Genomic DNA, 19,003 nt, shown 5'->3' with positions numbered 1-19,003 from the left:
CGTGCACTGGTCGTCTCCGTCGGACAGGAGGAGGTACTCGACACGGGCACTGGCCATGACGGACAGGGCGACCTCGACGGTCATGTCGTCACTGACCCGGGGTCCGGCTGCCTCCATGTCGTCGACCGCGCTCATGGGGGAGCGAACCGCCTGTTGTCGCTGCGTCTGAACCGGTGTCAAAGCTGCCTCCTCGGAGTTGGGTGAGCTTCTGATCGATGCCCCTAGCCCGCCGAGTCGAAGGCGGGCCGCTGTGCCCTGCGCCGCTTCGCTTGTCCGGTGGGGCGCCCTTGGGCGGAGCGGTCGCGGCGGCCTCGGGTGAGGGAGTCGCGGAGGACACGGCGCGGCGGGGACGCCGCACGGCCGGTGCGGTGATGACGACGGGGACACCGGAAGGGGCCTGGGCGCCTGTGATGCGGGTCAGCTCCGCCTCACCGGACCGTACGGCGATGATCTGCGGGGTGATGCCGGCCGAAGCCATCAGCCGGTTCATGCCGCGACGCTGGCCGGGGGTCACCAGGGTGACGACGCTGCCGGACTCCCCGGCGCGAGCGGTACGGCCGCCGCGGTGCAGGTAGTCCTTGTGGTCGGTGGGCGGATCGACGTTGACGACGAGGTCGAGGCCCGCGATGTGGATGCCGCGGGCCGCGACGTTGGTCGCCACCAGTACCGTCACGTGTCCGGTCTTGAACTGGGCGAGGGTCTGCGTGCGCTGCGGTTGGGACTTGCCACCGTGCAGGGCCGCGGCGCGGACGCCGCTGTTCAGCAGGTGCTTGGTCAGCCGGTCCACGGCGTGCTTGGTGTCCAGGAACATGATCACGCGGCCGTCTCGTGCCGCGATCTCGGTGGTCGTCCGGTGCTTGTCTGCTTCGTGCACGTGGAGGACGTGGTGTTCCATGGTGGTGACCGCGCCCGCGGACGGGTCGACGGAGTGGACCACCGGGTCGATCAGGTAGCGGCGGACCAGCAGGTCGACGTTGCCGTCCAGGGTGGCGGAGAAGAGCAAGCGCTGTCCTGCGGGGCGGACCTGGTCGAGCAGGGCGGTGACCTGGGGCATGAAGCCCATGTCGGCCATCTGGTCTGCCTCGTCGAGGACAGTGATGTCGACGTCGTCCAGCCGGCAGTCGCCCCGGACGATGAGGTCCTTGAGGCGCCCCGGGGTCGCGACGACGACCTCCGCGCCGGCGCGGAGTGCACCGGCCTGCTTGCCGATCGACATCCCGCCGACCACGGTGGCCAGCCGCAGCTTCACGGCACGGGCGTACGGAGCGAGCGCGTCGGTGACCTGCTGGGCGAGCTCTCGGGTGGGTACGAGGACGAGGGCCAGTGGCTGCCGTGGCTCGGCGCGCCGGCCCGCTGTACGGGTCAGCACGGCCAGGCCGAAGGCGAGGGTCTTGCCCGATCCGGTGCGGCCACGGCCGAGCACGTCACGTCCGGCGAGGGAGTTCGGCAGGGTCGCCCCCTGGATTGGGAACGGCGTCGTCACGCCCTGACGACCCAGCGCGGTCAGCAACGAGGCCGGCAGGACGAGGTCGGCGAACGAGTCGACGGCGGGCAGCGCGGGCGTGACCGTCACCGGCAGCGCGAACTCGCCCTGGGGTGCGGTCTGCCGGCGATCGTTGCCCCTGGAACGCCGGTGAGCCCCCGAGCGCTTGGCGGCAAAACCCCGGGAGCGGTCGTTGGTACGGGTCGTGCGCGTGGTGCGTGCGCGGTTCAAGCGGAACCTTTCCTCGATGTGAGCACGTAGGCACGTAGCAAGGAATTTCCGCAGCAAGATGAACGGCGCAGAGAATCGCGAGAACGAGCCGGGGTTGATGGGCGCCGAGTCGTATCGACCGGGGAATGCGTCACCCTTCGGTGATGTGGCGGGGCCTTCCTGTCACACGCCCTGAAATGCAGCGAGCTGGGGCCCGCACCCCAAGGTGCGGGCCCCAGCTGCGAAGTATGCGTTGCTGCCGGTGTCAGGCCGGAACGATGTTCTCCGCCGTCGGGCCCTTCTGGCCCTGCGTGATGTCGAACGACACCTTCTGGCCTTCCAGCAGCTCGCGGAAGCCCTGGGTGGCGATGTTCGAGTAGTGGGCGAAGACGTCGGCGCCGCCGCCGTCCTGCTCGATGAAGCCGAATCCCTTTTCCGCGTTGAACCACTTAACGGTGCCAGTAGCCATGTCATTTCTCCTTCGGAGACGATGTCCGGAATTCGCCCTGTGCGGATCCCGCGTCGCCGTGCTGATTACCCCGTCGGAAAATGAACCTTCTGGCAACCACACCTGCAACTGAGATCGACATTAGCATGACGCGGTCGGCTCTGCGTGGTCAATAATTCCGCTCGGGTTGGCGGTCCAGGAATACTCGCCGTGTGCCGAACCTATTTCTCACTTCACGGATATAGATATTGATCCGCGCGGATGTAGTGTTCCTGCCGAATGTTTCCGGTCACAGGGTCATGACCTCCGTCAATGAGCTGTGCGCCGCTGCCATCGTCATCAACGGACGGGACAACGGCGAACGCGCCGAGACCTCACTATCGCGATGAAGGTCACATCGGCCCCGAAGAGACGACGCCGATGGCAGCGCGCGGTCCCGGCTCGGTCGGCTTGTTCGCCGATGGCACCGTGTCACGTCGTCCTTCGTGTGCGGCATCGGAGAGACGAGAGAGCGCCACATCACGACTCCTGCACTCTGAGGGGCCGGGGGCGGCGTGCAACCTCTCCCAGCCGGCGCGTTCGGCGGTCCAAGTGATGTGCGGGGGCTCGACTCGTGCGCACAGGGGCCCGCCCTGCGCGTCGGTCAGGCCGAGGCGTCCGACCAGCAGCCCGTCGCGTGCGGCGGCGGCGAGTACGTCGGCGGGTATGACGTCGAGCAGGAGCTTGGCGCGGCGGAACATCGTGAAGGTGCCCGACTCGTCGACCGTGCCCCACGACAGGTAGATGAACCGCCGGCCCAAACGGTCCTGCACGTGGGGCCTTTGACCTCGGTGCCCGTCGGCGAAGCGCTCGTGGTGCACTCCAGGGTCCATGTCGCGGACGGTGCGTCGCCGGGCTGCGCCGCGAGAAGTTCGGCCGGACGGTGGCGGCGTTGCACGGCGACGTGGATGTCGCCGTACGCCGGGACCGTGCCATCGACGGAGGCTGGGCAGGCTAGGCCGGGCAGGTCGACGGCGTCGATGCGGATGCGCATGGCGGCCATCAGGTGAGGGTCGTGTTCGCTGGTTTGGGCGCATTAGGCTACTGCGTTCACCGTGATTCCCCGCTGTTCCCCGCTCGATCTGGTGCGGTTGTGGTGCGCTCATTGATCTACTGAACTGGTCAGTCGGCCGTACGATGGCCGCGGACGGCGACACTGTGTGGCTCACAGTGGCTATTCGCATGCCACTCCGTCGCCGTCTCGGTCAAGATGTGGCGCGTAGCCAGGCTCCCACCAATAGAGGGGAGCGGCGCCTGCGGCTCGCACTTCGTCGCAGTTTTCGTAGTAGGGCGAGGCCCCGCTGGGTCGTGGCTCCGGGCCCGTCACCTCGCGTACGTCCGCCGCGACGATTGTGCCGCTGTGAACGGTGTAGGTGCCTTCGAAGATTCGCAGTGAGCCGTCGGTTTGTGCGGCCTCCAACCCGATCGAGACGGTATCGCTGTCCGCACCGAGGATGTGAACTGTGTCGTGGGCCGTGGTGGCGAACCCGTCAACGAAGGCTGTGTAGGAGCCCGAGAGGTTCTTGCCCCCGAGGTCCCAGGCCCGTCGGTAGTCGTGAGCGTTGATGGCAGCGAAGTACTCGCGGACGACGGATGACGCGTCGGCGACCGTCGATGGAGCCGTCGGCCGGGAGGACACGGGCGCCGGCGTTGATGGCTCGGATGCCGATGTCGTGGACTCGGTGACTGTCTTGGTCACTGTGGTCGGGGTCTGCGCGGGCGTTGAGTCTGTGCCTCCACAGCCGCTCGTGCCGATCACTGCGGCTACCAGCAGCGGCACTACTCCCACATGAACGAGGCGGTTCATGGGCCTCACCTCACGGCATGAGGCTTACTTCCTTCAGACTGCGCCGCCGTCGACGAGGATGCGAGGCGAACTGGAACTGTCCGCCTGACCACGAGCATCTGAGCTTGGGAAGCTGAGGTGACTCGGACCTCGCTTGGGGACTGACCTGGAGCGGAAGGGCGTCGACTCTTGGTGACGGGTCCTCTGATTCCCCGGTGTTCCCCGCGGTGCCCTGTACGATCTTGCACGCATCTGGCATGGCCTCGTCCCGAACTACGGCGGGGTGGTCGTTGAGGCCCGGTGAGCTGGTCAGCTGGCTTGAGCGGCGCAGCCCAGTCGTGGTCTAGGGGGGTCTAGGGGCACTGATGGTGTCCGCTCTGACGGCTGCTTGTCGCAGCATGGTTGGACAGGGGCAGGCCGCCGACACGGCCGATCACTCGCCGCATGATCCACGCGCAAACGCCTTGATTCTTGAGCGCAGGGGCTCAATAGTCTCTAAGGATGAGTTCACAGTGGGTTTTCCCCGAACCCGAGGAGCCAAGCACTGGCCCTTTTGACGGCCTGTCATCCTGGCTGCGCAGCGCCGGGGCGCCTGAAGCAGTCGGTGCACGGGGGCTGATTAACGCCTGGTATTCCACTTTCACCGACCGTAGCTCGATGGTCCTCAGTCGCCTTCGAGGTGAAGATGAAATCGGGCTACTCCAGGCTCTGGATGAGCTGTACGCGCATGACCTGTTCTCGCGTAATTGTCTGGCTCGATATGAAGAAGATGAAGGTAGTCCGGATTTCCGTCTCTATCGGGGCGGGGAATACGTTGCCGGTGTCGAGCTCATGACGCTGTTCATGGAGAAGGGCTTCGCCTCTGAAATCTCAAGGAACAGCTCTTTCGTGAAGGAGATAAACCGTCGAGTTCGACCGAACAAGTGGTACGTGACGCCGGAGGTTGTGGCTTGGAATCGACAACCTAGCCTTAACGATTTGGCCCGATGGCTGCAGAGTGAGATTGATGCGCTTCCCGATCCTCCTCCTGAGATGACTCCGGGATATTTTCCCAAGGCTCAATACTCCACGCCCGCCGTCGAGCTTGTATTCACGTTCGTTCCCAGGCGTCGGGCCGAGCCGCCTACAGATAGCGAACCGATCGTGGCTGCTGGCCCGAGCGTCGGAGGGTTTGTGGCATCTGATCGTAGGCTGCGTTCCGCAGTCAGCAGTAAGGCGGGGGGAAGGTACGAGCACCGCGACAAGCCTTTTGCTGTCTTGGTTAGCGTACGAGACGCTCTTTGTGACACTGAGGATGTCATTAATGCCTTGTACGGAGATGATGCAATCGCTATCGACTTGGCAAACCCCGATGCGGTGACGCCGATACGAAAGAGAAACGGCGTCTTTTCGATCTCGGCCGCACATCCGGAGGGTCGAAACAGGCGCCTGAGCTGTGTTTTTGTTCTCATGCGCGGATGGCGCCCTGGTGCGCAGGATCTTCCGACTCTGTTGCGATTCGACAATCCATGGGCAGAGCGACAGTTTCCGCATGATGTGCTGAGTCCAGCGCGCCACCTGGAAGCTCAAACCGATGAGACGGGTACGCGAATGAACTGGAGGCAAGTGTAATGCCCGGCGCGGCGGTAGGGTCGGTGAATTCTCGATGGGCGAGTCAAGCTCGTGAGCAGTCTTGAAAACCGTCGTGGCGCAAGCCACCGTGGGTTCAAATCCCACACCCACCGCGCAGGTGAACGACCCCTGACCAGGTGAAATGGTCGGGGGTCGTTCTGCTGTCGAATGACCGTCGCCAACCGTCGTTACCCGTGATTCCCCGGCAGATCGGGCACGGATGGGGCACGGTCATCCCGGGTAGTCGGTGCGCCAGGGATAGTCGAAGGCTTCGACGCCGCCGAACTGCGCCAGCGCCGCCCAGAGCTCATCCTCTCCTCGTGAGGTGGAGCGGCGGAGCGTGTGCATGCCGTCGCCTTCCGCCCAACAGAGATCGTTGGCTATGTAGTGGGGGTGCCATTCGCGGATGACCCAGATTAGGTCCAGTTGAGCGTTCCGTAGGCCAGGGCGATCTTCGACGCGGATGGCGGGAGTCGCAGCGACCCAGGCCTGCCACGCCGGTTCCACAGCAGAGCAGGCAGCGACCAAAGGGGTTCCGCGACGAACAGCTGCTACGAGTTCTCCGGGTTCCATCGTGCCTCCACTGGTGGACAGCCCTTGGCACAGCAGGTTAGTAGCCGAAGAAGTGAAGGGCCGGGTCTCTGACCTGCGGCCACATATTGGATCAGCGCTGCGACCTGCGACTTAGCCGTCGGTGGTTGTCAGCGTTGGTCATCGTCGAGCACCCCCGCACGGCCCACAGACGGCCCGAGCGGGGGTGTCGAGGTATGCCCCTCGATGCGAACTACAGGCACGAAGGTCGCTCAGGTCTGCAGGCCTGATCAGTCAGCCCTTGATGTTTATCGACGCTCGCTGACGATCGGGGTGGTTGCTGTACTCCGCTGCTGTACGTGTCCGGCGAAGAGGACTGCTACCAGTCCGAGGATGTCGGAGCACGCACTTACCACCTCCCCCGCTGCGCCCCACGTGAGCACAACGATGATGACCACTGTGATCACCCCCGGTTTGAGACCAGGGTTTGACAGACCCCACGGGGACAGAGTCACACTCATGTTGAGCCTCCAGAAGGTTCGTGCCCACCTCGTCACTCTCGCTGGGAAGCCTGCGTGACTAGGTGGGCTTTTCGTTCACCTCTGTCGAGTGTGGCTGACGGCCTGTCGGGTTTCACGGTGGCAGGGGGATCAGGAAGCTGCTGTAGCAGGAACATGATGCACAGGTGGGCGCAGTCTCAATGGGAGAGTCAAGCGCCGCCAAGGGTGATCAGTAGCCGGCGTACTAAACATCCCTCCGGCTGACCAGCAAGGCTGAAGGAGCCCACGACTCTGACCAGTTCATATGCCGTGAGCTTCCGTCGTTGTCGGTCGACGTCGGGCGACCTCGCACGGCCCAGGGACGGCCCGGGCTGGGGCTGACTTCGCAGGAAACCGCAATGCGGTGGCGCGCAACGCTGCTCTACGATCGCTCTGCCTGCGTCTGCCGGCAGCTGTAGACCCGCAGCACTGGCCCGTTGTGGAGGGGGCCAGCCTGTTCGAGCCGGCCAGGTGGGCTGACATCCGCTTTGAGCGGCCAAGTGGTGGGGAGCCAACCTGGTGTGGGACGGGGCGTTCTACCGCGTTCAACGTGACGGCTATGAGATCTGCTTCGTCCCCGATGGCGGGGTACCCCTCGACGAGGTCGATGACGTCGACATGTGGGTGGTCTTCGACAACGGGGAACGCTGGTCGGGGACGATCTACACCCTGGACAATGTCCACCGCACCATGGACCGTTGGCGACAGACCGGTGAATGCCTTGGCGACAAATACTTCTACGTCTGGGATGGACTGATCGTCCGCGATCGAGGCATAGCCGGGATGGTCGAGGTCGTCGATGACCTTGTTCGGAGCGGTGACTACAGAATTGTCTTCCGCGACGTCGGTCCAGAAGACATGGATGACTGAGTTTTCGTCCCGAAGCAACTGGGGCGGGCTGCAGACCTTGGGCCACTGCGCATCAGACCGCTGCGATGGTCCGTAGGTGTCCGTGCGTGTCCGCCGCTGTCCGTCCGCTTTGTCGCGCAGTTAGACGCTCAATGCTGCGGCTCATGTCGAGTTTCGGGGCTCAGGTGGACTCGTACAGCGCAGCGAGTTCCTCCAGGTCGTTCGCGACCATGACCTGAGCGAGGCGCCCGGCGACGGCAACGACCTCTGGCCAAGAGGGCGACTTTAGATACGCCTCGTCCGTGTCGTTGGACGCCTGGGCCGCTGCGGCGTTGAGCGCGACGCCCAACTCGCGCATGAGAGTGACCTCTTCCTCAGTTCTCAGGCTGACGCCGAGGAATCGCTCGGGCTCGTCGGCGTCACAGAAGTCGTCAAAGAGCGTGTGGACGACGTGGTCCAGGTTCTCGAACGCCGATGGGTCGAGCCAGACGTTCCGCTGCCAGGGTGGATTGGCCAGAGCCAGGACCGCGGGTACGACGTGGACTCGATGGTTTGCTATGAGACGGGCGTCTTTGCTCACGGCGCCGAGCCTATCGACGGGACACGGACGATGCGGCGGCGTTTCCGGGGGCGCCGACTGGCGACAACACCCCATCTTGCCGGACGGCTACCCCTTGGGGGAAACCCGTATGGTCGAGCGGCTCTGACCTGGTGTTTCAGTGATCGCTGCGGTAGCTCGACTGTCGCTGTCGGTCGTCATTGGTCGGCCTCGGGGGCCCGCGGACGGCCCAGGGACGGCCCAGGAATCGGCCGCTCGCCCTCGCACCGGAGCCGCCGTCACGGCTCGCCGATCACTCAAGCGGTTGGGTAGCGACTGGGAGCTGTTCGCTGTGGAGCCAGTCGAAGGTGCGGTCGGGTTCGAGGTGGGCTTGCCCCCAGTAGATGGCGTGGATGCCGCTCTCGACGTCGGCCGTGAAGAACAGGCACACGAGTTGCGTCGAGGCCCCCAGCTCCTCGAAGGCTTCGTGGAGCTGTAGGTACTCCTCTGTTGTCAGGTCGTCGTCGAGGTCGAACAACGCGGGCCGTGCCTTCGGCCCGTGCGCCCGGAACATCCGGCGTCGCGTGTAGGAAGCCTTGGCGGGCAACCGAGCACGATCGAGCGGCCTCGGCTTGTCTGCGTACTTGAAGGGGAAGAGAGCGTGATCGTTGATCACGGCGTACTCGTACCCCAGTACTTCCCGCACGGACTCGTCCAGCTCGCGCGCCAGGTCCGCCAGGCCCTCGCGCACGGCCTCCGCCAGGGTGACACCGTACGGGCTTCGCTTCTTCAGCCCAGCTGCGAGGTGCGCGGCGTGAGCTGTCGCATGAGCCTTGGCCAGTTGCATCGGAACCGCGGCCGCGAGTCTGCCGGCCTGCTGCCCGAACCGCTCGACCGCCCAGGCCGACGGCGCGCCCGGATCGCCACCAAACACGGACATGCAGCGTCCCCCTCCCCCAGATCACCCCGCCTTTCAACTGTGTGACACGCACACGAAGAGCTCACAAGGGAGCGATCCGGCCACTGCACGGCCGCAGGCGCCTCTGTCTCAGAGCAGCCACAACTGATCACTGCTGGCCGTGACCTGCGGCCGCCTTAGCGATCAACGTCTTGACCTGCTATCGAGCTGTCGGCAGTTGTCGGCGTTGGTCATCGTTGAGCGCCCTTCCACGGCCCGAGGAAGGCCCGGGAGGGCGCCTTCGCATGTACAGGGGCCGCCCCGTCTTGATGGCACACTGTTGCCGTGTCTGATCCTCCGCCTTCCGCGCTCGCAAAGATCCTCGCGTCCGTTGCCGACAGGATGTTGGCTGACTTTAAAGCAAGTGGCATTGCTAAGCATCGAGGTTCAAAGGGAACCGTCCGGGAAGCTCAACTCTTGAGTACCTTTCTGCGGAAGTACCTGCCTCGCACAGTTATTGCAGAACACAGTGGCGAGGTAGTTGCTACGAATGGAGAAGTGTCCGGACAATGTGACATTCTCATAATGGATCCCAGTACGCCCCCGTTTTGGGATGAAGAGGATTATCGAATCGTCCCTGTCGAATGCCTCTACGGGGTGATCGAAGTCAAGTCGTTCTTGGACCGTGAAGAGCTGCGCTCGGCTTGCGAGAAAATTGCGCGGCTAAAGGCCTTCCCGAAGACGGCTTATCACTGGGATAAGGTTGGCCAGACGCGATGGGTCTATGGTAGGTCGTGGCATTACGTGCCAACAGTAGGCATCATATTTGCCTACGATGGAGCGAATATTGATAGCTTGGCTGAAGCGCTGAGAGATATTTCCGAGACTCGGCCTCCCGAGTTGCGGGTCGATAGTGTCTGGGTATTGAATAAGGGCTTCGTTAACTGGTGCTGTCCGCATAACGATAATGTTGACGTTTCTCCCGAACCGAAGGCGGGTCTTGTTGCAATTGAAGCGACACCCCAGGAGATGCTGATGCCCCTTGTTGCTCACTTGAATATGCACTTCGTGACGGCTTGGATGTCAGCCCTGAAGATCACTGATTACATGCCAAATGAGACGTGGGGGCGCGTTGCTCGAGCTTGGCCATCGCCCGTAGCGGCTTCCGGCGGTGAACCTACGGGGAACCCCTAACCCTGCAGCAGTCCGGGCACACGGCTCCGGAGGCCGCTTCGGGCCCAGGAAACGTCGCTGGTCAGGGCCAGGTGTGCGAGTGGTTGAGTGGGGCCTGTCCGCGGATGGTCCACGACGTCCCAACGGGGCAAGCAACACCCGTGTTTTGAGGAGAAGACCGCCCTGTCGATGCATGGCCAAGCAAGGTACTAATTCGGGGAGGCGTGTAGTCCACGCATCGGATGTCGACCGAGGGCGACGAATTACTCTCCGAACGTGATCGAAATGCTGGCGTTGGCCATGCCTGCGAAAGTTATCCCTCCAGAGATTGTCCACTCCTTTGGTGTGAGCAGTCGAGATATCAGACTTTGGATCCACTCCGCCGCCCGATCAAGGAGAGCCCTAATCTTCGCAACTATCTTGGCAATCCGGGGCTTGCCCGATTCGGCGGCCACTCGCTGCGCCGTGTCCACGTCTCCCCGCACGGCGGTCACCGTCGTCACCATGATGAGGCCATCTTGCGGTGTGGGCGCGTATCCATCACCGGTTATGCGTTCGATGTCCCTCATGATATCGTCCGTGGAACTCTTGAGCTGCGGGATGAACTGCTGAGACATACCCGGTTCCCGTGCCAGCTCCTCCCAGGCCGCAGGGTTCTCGTCCATACACTTACGCATCTCAGAGAGGGACGCCTTCGCGCGCTCCGCGTGCTCGCGGGCGACCGCAAGTTGTTCTTGACGGACTTCACCACGTCCCTCGGGTCCTTGTTCGCGATTCTCGCGCTGGATGGGCTTTTCCTCATACTCGTTGGAACGCTCTCTGGAGTCCTCGGGGTGCGCGGATTCCGAGAGGAGTATTCCCAGATTGCTGGAATCGGATATCCGAGTTGAAAACTTATCCCCCTTTATGTAGAACGCTTGGACGCTCCCCGTACCCTCGATAGGACGCTCGCGTTTAGGTTCTTTGGAACCACCGTAGGAGGATCTCGGTTTATCGGAGACCATCGTCCCTCCCCCCGGCCCATGTTGATCGATTTCGAGTGATGAGAACCCAGAATCCTGTTCACACTGCCAGGCCACTCGTCGCCTGGAAAGGGGTCGAACGGCCCAAACGTATGAACGAGGTCGGCGGAGCGGCTTTGGGCTGGAGCTGCCTTGGCGTGAGTGATCATGGCCCCGTAAGCTTCCGGCGCGTCGGGCAGTCTGTGGACCTGCCCGGTAAAGCGCGACGTGGGGGCCATGATCTTCGAGGCTCGCGCCAAAGTGGCTGCCTAAAGCCATGGAACCGACCGCCCCAGCCACGGAGGGTGTCTCCCACTACGTGCCCGCAGCTCGCCAGCGCGCCGCCTGGCGCGGCCAGCCGGGGCGAAGACAGACATCCGATGCGGTTGATCAGTCAAGCCGTGTCGGGGAAGGCGGTCTGTTCGTCGTAGGGGATGTGGTGGGTGAGGCAGTGGTGGAGGCAGCCGAGTAGGCGGTTGAAGAGGTTGCGTTGGGCTGCGACGTGTCGTTCTTCGGCCGCTCGGCGGCGGTCGTAGTGGGCTCGGGCTCCGGTGGATGCGGTGAGGGCGGCGAAGGCCCAGATGTAGCCGGCTGAGGCGAGGCGCTGGTTCTTGATGTGGCGGGCCAGGACGGTGGTCTTGCGTCCGGAGGATCTGGTGATGGGGGCTGATCCGGCGTAGGCCTTAAGTGCGCGGGCGGTGGGGAAACGGGTGTGGTCGTCGCCGAGTTCGGCCAGGATGCGGGCGCCGGTGAGGGCGCCGAGGCCGGGGAAGCTGGTGATGATTTCGGCGTCTGGGTGGGTGGTGAAGGCGGCTGTGGTGGCGGCTTCGAGCTCGTCGGCGCTGGTGCAGGCGGCGTCGAACTGCCGCAGCAGAGCAAGGGCTTTGGTGCCCATGGCCTGCTCGACCAGGGGCGGTTGCTGCATCTGGGGTTCGCGCAGCAAGGTGTGGAGGCGTTCGACTTCGCCGGTGATCTCGCGTTGGCGGCCGGCCTTTTTGAGGATGGCTCGCAGTTGGGGGCGGGTGAGCTGGGCGGCCTGGGTGGGCGTGGGGGCCGCGGCGAGCAGGGTGCGGGTGACGGGTGAGGCGAGGCCTTCGCGGAAGTGCTTGAAGACGGTGAGGAAGCCGGGGAAGTACTGGCGCAGGTGGGAGCGGAGGCGGTTGCCGGTCTGGACGCGGTCCCAGACGGCGTCCTGCTGGGCTCGGGCCAGGACGGCGACGGCCTGGGCAAGGTGGCTGTCTGCGGGCAGAGGGCGGTGTTCTGCGGGGTCGGTGCGCAGGATGTGGGCCAGGACCTTGGCGTCGAGGTGGTCGGACTTCTTGCGGCTGAGGGCGTAGCGGTCGCGGTAGCGGGCGGCGGTGAGCGGGTTGATCACGTAGATGGGTCTGCTGGTGGTGCGTAAGCAGGCGACCAGGAGGCCGTGAGAGGTCTCGATGGCGACGGGGATCGGGTTGTCTGGGCTGTCGCCGTGTTGGGCCAGCAGCTGAAGGAGCTGGCTCAGGCCGGCTGGGGTGTCGTCGATGCGGAGCTTGTCCAGGAGGGTGCCGGCCTCGTCGAGCAGTGCGATGTCGTGGTGGTCGGTGGCCCAGTCGATGCCGCAGAACACGCTGGTCATAGGGGTGTCCTTGGGTGGGTGCCGGTGGTGTGGTGGTCGCCGTGGCGGGGTTGCGCGTCTCCCTAATGGCAGGGCTCACGGGCCCGTCATCCGATTAGCCGTTCGCAATCCCAGCGGCCGTCAGGGGTCTCGGTCAGCTGCGGAACTGGGGCGTTCGCCGAGCGGTGAGAGGTGTTCCCTGGCGGCGGCTTGGACCACGAGAGCCAACGATGCCGCTGCTTGTGTGCGAGCGGGGGTGGCGGTGCCGGTCCGCGCGGGACGAAGGCATGAGCGCGGACCGGCCCCGCCACCCCCGCGATGCTGCACATGGGCGAGCAGGCACGTGGGGGCCGACTCTGTCTTGAGAGGTCAGGCCTCAGGAGCGATTACGGATCACCACATACAGACCCGCCCAAGACGCTCGGCATGAGAAGCCCATCGTCTTACCGCGCCATTAGGAGGCAGGCCGCGCCGCAGAGGCGGCGCGCGCCCGCGCCGTGCGCGGGCCTTGAACCCGTAGAGAAGGTTGTTACTCAGTCGGTCGCGTGGGTCTTGTCTTGTCTCGGTTGATGCTTGACGTTGTGGCTTCACCTGATGCTTGACACCGCTTGCCTCGGCTTGGCTGTGCGCGTCTGATCGGCGCGTGCAGGGAGGGCCGTGGCCGTGCTGGTGGAGTTGAGCGTGGTCGAGCAGCGGTATCACGCGGTCATGGAGGTCGCCGCGGGGGTTCCGGTCACTCAGGTCGCGGCCCGGTATGGGGTGTCACGGCAGTCGGTGCATTCCTGGGTGCGCAAGTACGAGCAGTCGGGTCTGGCGGGGTTGGCGGATCGGTCGCTCGGCCGGCCTCGTGTCCGCACCGGATCGCCGGGGAGGTGGAGGCGGTGGTGTGTGAGCTTCGGCGTCGGCATCCCGGCTGGGGTCCGCGTCGGTTGGTGCACGAGCTGGAGCGTCGGGGTTTGTCCCCGGTGCCTTCGCGGGCGACGGTCTATCGGGTGCTGGTGCGCAACGGGCTCATCGAGCCGGGGGTGCGCAGGCGACGCCGGTCGGATTACCGCAGGTGGGAGCGGTCGGCGGCGATGGAGCTGTGGCAGATGGACATCGTCGGCGGCGTGCTGCTGGCCGGTGGCGGCGAGTGCAAGATGGTCACTGGCATCGACGACCACTCGCGGTTCGTGGTGATCGCGAAGGTGGTGCAGCGAGCCACTGGCCGAGCGGTGTGTCTGGCCTTCGGGGAAGCGCTGATGCGGTTCGGAGTGCCCGAAGAGGTGCTGACGGACAACGGCAAGCAGTTCACCGCCCGGTTCGGATCCGGCAAGCCGGGAGAGACGATGTTCGACCGGATCTGCCGGGAGAACGGCATAGCCCACCGGCTCACCCGGCCGCAGTCTCCGACCACCACGGGGAAGATCGAGCGGTTCCATCAGACGTTGCGACGTGAACTCCTTGATGACTGCGACCCGTTCGCCGATGTCGTGGCCGCGCAGGCGGCGGTGGACGGCTGGTTGGAGGACTACAACCGGATGCGGCCGCATCAAGCCCTGGACATGGCGGTCCCGGCCAGCAGGTTCGTGCCCAAGCCGCGGTCCGAGCAGAATGCGCTGCCGGTGGTCCTGCCCGCCCGCCTCGATCTGCTCACGCCGCCGACACCAGCGCCGCCTGAGCAGCCTCCGCCCGAGCCGGTCGCCATGGTCTGGCCGATGGCGGAGGGGGAGGTTGGTGCGATCGAGCTGGAACGGGTGGTTCCCGCGTCGGGGAACCTGAGCCTGCGCGGGCAGCAGATCTGGTTCGGCCCGGCCCTGGCCGGCATCACGGTGACCTTGCGGGTCGACGTGAACCGGCTGCACGTGCTCATCGGCGGCGGCCGGCACAAAACCCTGCCCTCGAAGCTGTCCGGCCGGGACCTCAAAGCCCTGCTGGCGGGCGGCGGCGCTCGTCCCGCCGCGTCATGGGCGGACGACCCCGGCCCAGCAAAGGACACGAGTGGGGCGGTGGAGGTGGACCGCACAGTCAACGCGGTCGGCTACGTCGGCCTGGGCGGCGACAAGGTGCTGATCGGCTGGCCGTTCGCCGGGCAGCGGGTCACCCTGCGGCTGGACGGCAGAGTCCTCCAGGTCCTGAACGAGCAGCGTGTCCTGCAGGCCACCTTGCCCAGCCCGCTGCCGGCCTCCGCCTGCGGCCGTCTGCAAGGAGCCCGTCCGGCCGGGCCGTCACCATTGCTGCCTCCGCCCGGTGAGCAGATCGCCGAGCGGACGGTCAGCAGTGTCGACGGCTTCATAGTCGCCGGACAGCGCATCCAGCTCGGCCGTGGCTATGCCCACCAGGTCGTCACCGTCCACCTGGGCGAAGACGTGGTCCGCATCTTCCAGGGCGAGGCCCTGATCACCACCGTTCCCCGCACCACGCGCAAAGACCTGGTGGTGCAGAAGTCCGGTGAGCACCATCGCCGCAAGGTCGTGTGATGACCAGACGGGCGGACTCCTCACGCTGGCGCGGGCCCCAGCCCACGGCCCCGTTCGGCTGCCCGCAGCAGAGCAAAGGCCACCTGTTCCGCATCATCGGGGGTCAGATGGATTTCCTGCGTCCACAGCAGCGACAGCCGGACGGTGCCGTTGAGGAGGTTGGTAGCGACATCCACCTCCACACCATTGCCCGTCACGTCGGTGGCGGACAGGTCCTTGTCGCTGCTGAAGGCGCTCACACCTGCAAGCATGCCGAACCGCTGGTTATGAAGGGAGGCAATTACGTCACTTGATCGTCTAGGGCAGACGTCAAGCATCACCCGACGCCAACCCGTCAAGCATCAACTGAGACTCGACACGGTCGCGTGGGTCTGTCCTGTCTCGGTTGATGGTTGACACTGCGGCTTCACCTGATGCTTAACACGGCTTGCCTCGGCTTGGCTGTGCGCGTCTGATCGGCGCGTGCAGTGAGGGGGCGTGCTGGTGGAGTTGAGCGTGGTCGAGCAGCCACGTGGTCATGGACGTGGAGGCCGCTGGCGCGTCGAAGACAGAGTTGCGGCCCGGTATGGGGCTTGCGTCCATGGGTCAAGCGGCTGGCTATGCCGAAGCCCTGCCGTCCTGGCTCCGTTCGACACGAGAGAACAGGCCGGAGCATAATGGATTTGGTATCTATGTACGGCGACAGGTCTGACCAGGAAACCCCTTGGCCGTATCATGATGGCGAGTTCAGGGCATGAGCACTGACTCCTGGCCGCTTCGGATAGGTTGAGGAAGCAATGCCAGGACGCTGTGTTCGGCAACGCTAGACCGGTCGAAACAGATTTGCCCCACGCAAGTTGTGAGGGGAAAACAATGGCACTTCACGAACCAAGACGCTTTCGGCGTTATGGAGCTGGACCCTGTATCGGCTTGCTTCTGTGCACGGGTGTCGTGATCGGCGCTCCTGCAGCCACTGGCGCGACGGTCGACACCGGCACCGCATTGATTGGCTCTCACGCGACTCTCTCGCAGCCCTCAGGGGCGGTGACAGTTCGCGTCGTGCAGCTGACCAAGTTCAAGCAACTAGAAGGTAAGCCCCAATGGGTTGAGCAGCAGCAGCAGTACCTGTCCAACTCGGTCTGGCAGTTCAATCCCGACGGTACGTTTGCGTGGTCAACCGAGGGTTTTCGAACTGACCTACTTCCGGTACAAGGAACGTTTACAGTGTCAGGCTCGCAATGGGACTTCATAGGGAACAACTCAGTGGCGATCGGCGGCAACCGTTCCTTCGTTGAGATCGTTGGAAGTTTGGATGCCTCACGCTCCACGATGACGATGACCGTCGCATCCGGTGCCGGTTACGGAGCAGTGATAAACGACCACCCGATCGGTACCACAGCGAGCACCGCCTACGAAGGCACAATGGCTGTGACAGCCGAGTAGCAAATACAACTAGCTTCCTAGGCGATTCGCCACAGCGGCGCTGTGTACTGTTCTCGACGGCTGTGGATCAGGAGTTGGCGCAAGTCGTCGAGCTGTGAGCCGTCGAGGTGCAGGACCTCGGTGAGGTGGCGGAACGTTGTGTGGGTGACTCCGCGGCTTCGGGCCTCGGTCTCGAACTGGTCGAGCTGGGGCAGCACTGACTCGGCGTCGAGCTTGGCCGGCGGTTGCTCCTTGAGCCAAAGGGCCTTGTTGCGTTCGTAGTCGATCTCCGAGAAGCCACAGATTTCGCGGCTCAGTGCTTCCACCTCGTCCAGCGTGGTCGTCGCCATGACTGCGCGAGCCAGTTCGTTGCGGCTCAGCGCCTCGTCCAGGTCGACTTCGTGGACCGTCGGGCCCTCGTCGGTGAGGGGGATGGGAAGTCCTGCATCCCGGACCTCGCACGTGTCTCGTACCCCTCGGGCCGTCGCCGCGAGCATCCCGGTTGCTTCGGAGGGGTGCCACTCCAGGACCGAGCTGACCGGCTCAACGTCCTTCGCCGTGAAGGTGTGGACAAGCGGGCCGAGTATGCCGTGCAAGTCCTTGAGCGGAAGTTCGCCGTCCAGGCTGGGGCCTGCAATCAACAGTCGGATCGGTGCGTTCGCCTGGGCGCACGCCGCCAGCGTGAGGGCGTCGGCAAGCGGGCTCTTCAGCGCTGGCTCGTTTCCTCGCGCCAGTACATCTCCGCCTACGTCCAGGAGATCAAGCGAGCTTGGCTGCAAGTGGCTGATGAGATCTTCGAGTTCGTGTGTGACGCCCTGGGCGCCGTGCCGCGGATCGATCAGCGCGAACGTGTGCGGGAGCTCTGCTGCGAGTCGGGGGAGCGTGGAACCGGCTGGAGCAATCGGGCGGGCTTCCCCCGGCACTTTCCAGACGGCTGGGATGATTGGTTCGAGACCGGTGAAGTCGTCTGTCCCTCGAGGGCCTGGTACCGGGTCGATCAGCAAGCGGTCCCACGCATACGTGAGGATCACCGCCTGGTCGTCGTCGCCGTAGAGGGCGGCGTACCTGCTGTTGGTGGCGGCCTGGCGGCGGCTGCGCACCGGCGGGTCGAAAGCGGCCGGGTGGTGCTGGTTCCTCGTGGCGCTGACCGCGTCCCTCGGCGCCAACGTCGCCACGGCCGGACTGCTCGCACTCGACGCCGTACCGGCCTGGCTGCGCATCCTCGTCGCCGGATGGCCCGCCGTCGCCTTCCTCGGCGGAACGCTCCTCGCCCACGGCGCACCGGCAGAGCCCGAAACAGCGGCTCAGACGGCTCAACCGCCCGTCGCAGAACCGGCACCGCAACTGGCTCTGCCCTCCACAACTCCCGTGCCGCCCGCTCTCGTCGCCCACGCCCACAAGGTCGCCGACGAACACCGGGCCCGGACCGGAACACCCATCGACGCCTTGACGCTTCGCGCCCGGCTCGGCGTCCCGCTGCCGCTCGCCGAAGCCATCGCCGCCCAACTCGCTTGATCCGGACCAACTTCCGCAAATGCGCCCGACCACGCTCCGTGCGCTGAAACGCGCCGCCGAGCTGACCCGCCAGCACCGCCTCACCGAAGCGATGCTCATCGCCGAACCCGTGATCCTCACCGCGGACTTCGTCGAGGGCGAGGAGATCCGGCGGTGGCTGCTCGACCACGTCGCCGACTTCACCGGCGAAAACCTCCAGGACTCGAAGGAGCTGCCCTGATGCCCGCCAACCCCCGCTTCCGCCGGGTCGTCCGGATCGGACCCGTCCAGGTCGGCACGTACTACGACGGTCGGGGCCGCGAGAAACACGCCGCGGTCTGCACGGCTCCGCGCTGCGGCTTCTCCGCCGACTACGAGAGCCGAGCCGCCACCGAGCTGGCCGCCCGCACTCACCGATGCCGCGTCCGCTGAGGAGATCCCGTGACCGTCTCGCTCCCGCTCGTCTTCGTCCTGGGCGTCATTGCCTGGGCCGCGATCAAGTTCCTCGGCGTTCGGCTCTGGGTCGCCGTCGTGATCGCGCTGTTCGGCTTCTGGCTCTCGCACACCTTCCTCGCCCCCGCCATTGAGACCGGCACCCGCACCGGGGGTCGGCGTCGTCAACGGCACCGACAAGTGACCAGGAGGCACGCCGTGTTGTTCCGCCCCCAGCTTCCCGACGCTCCGAACGTTCCCACGACCCTCACCAACCAGCACCAGGTGCAGGCTCCGGTGCCCTCCACGGGCCGGTCGCTCACGCCTTATGTGGCCACGGTCGCCGCCCTGGTCGTCGTCGGCATCGTCCTCACCGCGCTCCTTGCGGCCATCGCCATATCGGCCGTGTCCGTGGCCATCGCCGCCGTAGTCCTGCGCTCCCTGCTCAACGGCGCCAACAAGCGCTGACCGGCCTCCGGGGCGGCAAAAGCCGCCAAGCATCCCGCCGCCCCGGGGC

The 19,003-nt window shown here is 65.1% G+C and carries 16 protein-coding genes, 1 tRNA gene and 4 pseudogenes; 11 read left to right on the top strand and 10 right to left on the bottom strand.

The genetic code is table 11. The features are described 5' to 3' along the window. Positions 1-88 precede the first annotated feature (88 nt). The 4 genes and pseudogenes from ABZO29_RS21435 to ABZO29_RS21420 all read right to left on the bottom strand — a co-directional run bounded on the left by ABZO29_RS21435 (position 89) and on the right by ABZO29_RS21420 (position 3,987). Positions 89-1,714 carry a DEAD/DEAH box helicase gene (locus tag ABZO29_RS21435; protein ID WP_367321809.1) on the bottom strand — a complete coding sequence of 542 codons (1,626 nt, stop codon included), beginning with the start codon at positions 1,712-1,714 and terminating at the stop codon, positions 89-91. 244 nt (positions 1,715-1,958) lie between these two features. After that, on the bottom strand, positions 1,959-2,162 hold the full coding sequence (locus ABZO29_RS21430; protein ID WP_367321808.1) for a cold-shock protein: 204 nt from the start codon (positions 2,160-2,162) through the stop codon (positions 1,959-1,961). Positions 2,163-2,713: 551 nt separating this feature from the next. Then, a pseudogene (locus ABZO29_RS21425) lies at positions 2,714-3,174 on the bottom strand (DUF5990 family protein); the annotation flags it as partial. A gap of 180 nt (positions 3,175-3,354) precedes the next feature. Continuing rightward, positions 3,355-3,987 (bottom strand): excalibur calcium-binding domain-containing protein, encoded by a 633-nt coding sequence (locus ABZO29_RS21420; RefSeq protein WP_367321807.1) that lies wholly within the window; start codon positions 3,985-3,987, stop codon positions 3,355-3,357. 480 nt (positions 3,988-4,467) lie between these two features. Here ABZO29_RS21420 and ABZO29_RS21415 point away from each other — a divergent pair, with 480 nt between their 5' ends. The 3 genes from ABZO29_RS21415 (at position 4,468) to ABZO29_RS21405 (ending at position 7,517) form a co-directional block, all read left to right on the top strand. Further along, positions 4,468-5,577 (top strand): hypothetical protein, encoded by a 1,110-nt coding sequence (locus ABZO29_RS21415; RefSeq protein WP_367321806.1) that lies wholly within the window; start codon positions 4,468-4,470, stop codon positions 5,575-5,577. A gap of 11 nt (positions 5,578-5,588) precedes the next feature. After that, positions 5,589-5,692: transfer RNA gene (locus ABZO29_RS21410), tRNA-Ser, on the top strand. Positions 5,693-7,166: 1,474 nt separating this feature from the next. Then, positions 7,167-7,517, top strand: coding sequence for a hypothetical protein (locus ABZO29_RS21405; RefSeq protein WP_367321805.1), 351 nt, complete (start codon positions 7,167-7,169; stop codon positions 7,515-7,517). Positions 7,518-7,677: 160 nt separating this feature from the next. On the opposite strand, the gene ABZO29_RS21400 is transcribed toward ABZO29_RS21405, so the two are convergent. Continuing rightward, complete coding sequence (locus ABZO29_RS21400; protein ID WP_367321804.1) at positions 7,678-8,076, bottom strand: hypothetical protein; 399 nt, start codon at positions 8,074-8,076, stop codon at positions 7,678-7,680. A gap of 271 nt (positions 8,077-8,347) precedes the next feature. After that, complete coding sequence (locus tag ABZO29_RS21395; RefSeq protein WP_367321803.1) at positions 8,348-8,974, bottom strand: hypothetical protein; 627 nt, start codon at positions 8,972-8,974, stop codon at positions 8,348-8,350. A 303-nt stretch (positions 8,975-9,277) separates the two neighbouring features. Here ABZO29_RS21395 and ABZO29_RS21390 point away from each other — a divergent pair, with 303 nt between their 5' ends. Next, positions 9,278-10,126, top strand: a complete 849-nt coding sequence (locus ABZO29_RS21390; RefSeq protein WP_367321802.1) for a DUF6602 domain-containing protein — start codon at positions 9,278-9,280, stop codon at positions 10,124-10,126. A 242-nt stretch (positions 10,127-10,368) separates the two neighbouring features. Here the strand turns inward: ABZO29_RS21390 and ABZO29_RS21385 are convergent, their stop codons facing one another. Continuing rightward, positions 10,369-11,109, bottom strand: a complete 741-nt coding sequence (locus tag ABZO29_RS21385; protein WP_367321801.1) for a hypothetical protein — start codon at positions 11,107-11,109, stop codon at positions 10,369-10,371. A gap of 391 nt (positions 11,110-11,500) precedes the next feature. After that, positions 11,501-12,721, bottom strand: coding sequence for an IS110 family transposase (locus ABZO29_RS21380; RefSeq protein ID WP_367321800.1), 1,221 nt, complete (start codon positions 12,719-12,721; stop codon positions 11,501-11,503). Between the two features lie 654 nt (positions 12,722-13,375). Between ABZO29_RS21380 and ABZO29_RS21375 the strand changes: the two are divergent. Beyond that, positions 13,376-15,159 (top strand): annotated as a pseudogene (locus ABZO29_RS21375) (IS481 family transposase). Between the two features lie 20 nt (positions 15,160-15,179). Here ABZO29_RS21375 and ABZO29_RS21370 read toward each other — a convergent pair. Next, entirely contained in the window at positions 15,180-15,398 is a 219-nt protein-coding gene (locus tag ABZO29_RS21370) for a hypothetical protein (RefSeq protein WP_367321799.1), read from the bottom strand. 799 nt (positions 15,399-16,197) lie between these two features. On the opposite strand from ABZO29_RS21370, the gene ABZO29_RS21365 reads away from it, so the two are divergent. Beyond that, positions 16,198-16,581 (top strand): hypothetical protein, encoded by a 384-nt coding sequence (locus ABZO29_RS21365; protein ID WP_367321798.1) that lies wholly within the window; start codon positions 16,198-16,200, stop codon positions 16,579-16,581. 17 nt (positions 16,582-16,598) lie between these two features. On the opposite strand, the gene ABZO29_RS21360 is transcribed toward ABZO29_RS21365, so the two are convergent. Continuing rightward, on the bottom strand, positions 16,599-17,660 hold the full coding sequence (locus ABZO29_RS21360; protein ID WP_367321797.1) for a DUF1152 domain-containing protein: 1,062 nt from the start codon (positions 17,658-17,660) through the stop codon (positions 16,599-16,601). Between ABZO29_RS21360 and ABZO29_RS21355 the strand changes: the two are divergent. The 5 genes and pseudogenes from ABZO29_RS21355 to ABZO29_RS21335 all read left to right on the top strand — a co-directional run. Further along, a pseudogene (locus tag ABZO29_RS21355) lies at positions 17,626-18,075 on the top strand (DUF2637 domain-containing protein); the annotation flags it as partial. The gene ABZO29_RS21360 and the pseudogene ABZO29_RS21355 overlap by 35 nt on opposite strands. A gap of 19 nt (positions 18,076-18,094) precedes the next feature. Further along, positions 18,095-18,295 carry a hypothetical protein gene (locus ABZO29_RS21350; RefSeq protein ID WP_367321796.1) on the top strand — a complete coding sequence of 67 codons (201 nt, stop codon included), beginning with the start codon at positions 18,095-18,097 and terminating at the stop codon, positions 18,293-18,295. Next, positions 18,295-18,486: a mobile element transfer protein gene (locus ABZO29_RS21345; RefSeq protein ID WP_367321795.1), complete on the top strand. Its 192-nt coding sequence runs from the start codon at positions 18,295-18,297 to the stop codon at positions 18,484-18,486. Before ABZO29_RS21350 ends, ABZO29_RS21345 begins: the two co-directional genes overlap by 1 nt. 9 nt (positions 18,487-18,495) lie before the next feature. Beyond that, positions 18,496-18,691: pseudogene (locus ABZO29_RS21340) on the top strand (hypothetical protein). Between the two features lie 17 nt (positions 18,692-18,708). After that, positions 18,709-18,954, top strand: coding sequence for a SpdD protein (locus ABZO29_RS21335; protein WP_367326188.1), 246 nt, complete (start codon positions 18,709-18,711; stop codon positions 18,952-18,954). The last annotated feature ends 49 nt before the right edge of the window (positions 18,955-19,003 follow it).

The sequence above is a fragment of the Streptomyces sp. HUAS ZL42 genome, from assembly GCF_040782645.1.
GTDB lineage: Bacteria > Actinomycetota > Actinomycetes > Streptomycetales > Streptomycetaceae > Streptomyces.
This window is presented reverse-complemented; position numbering and strand designations above follow the sequence as displayed.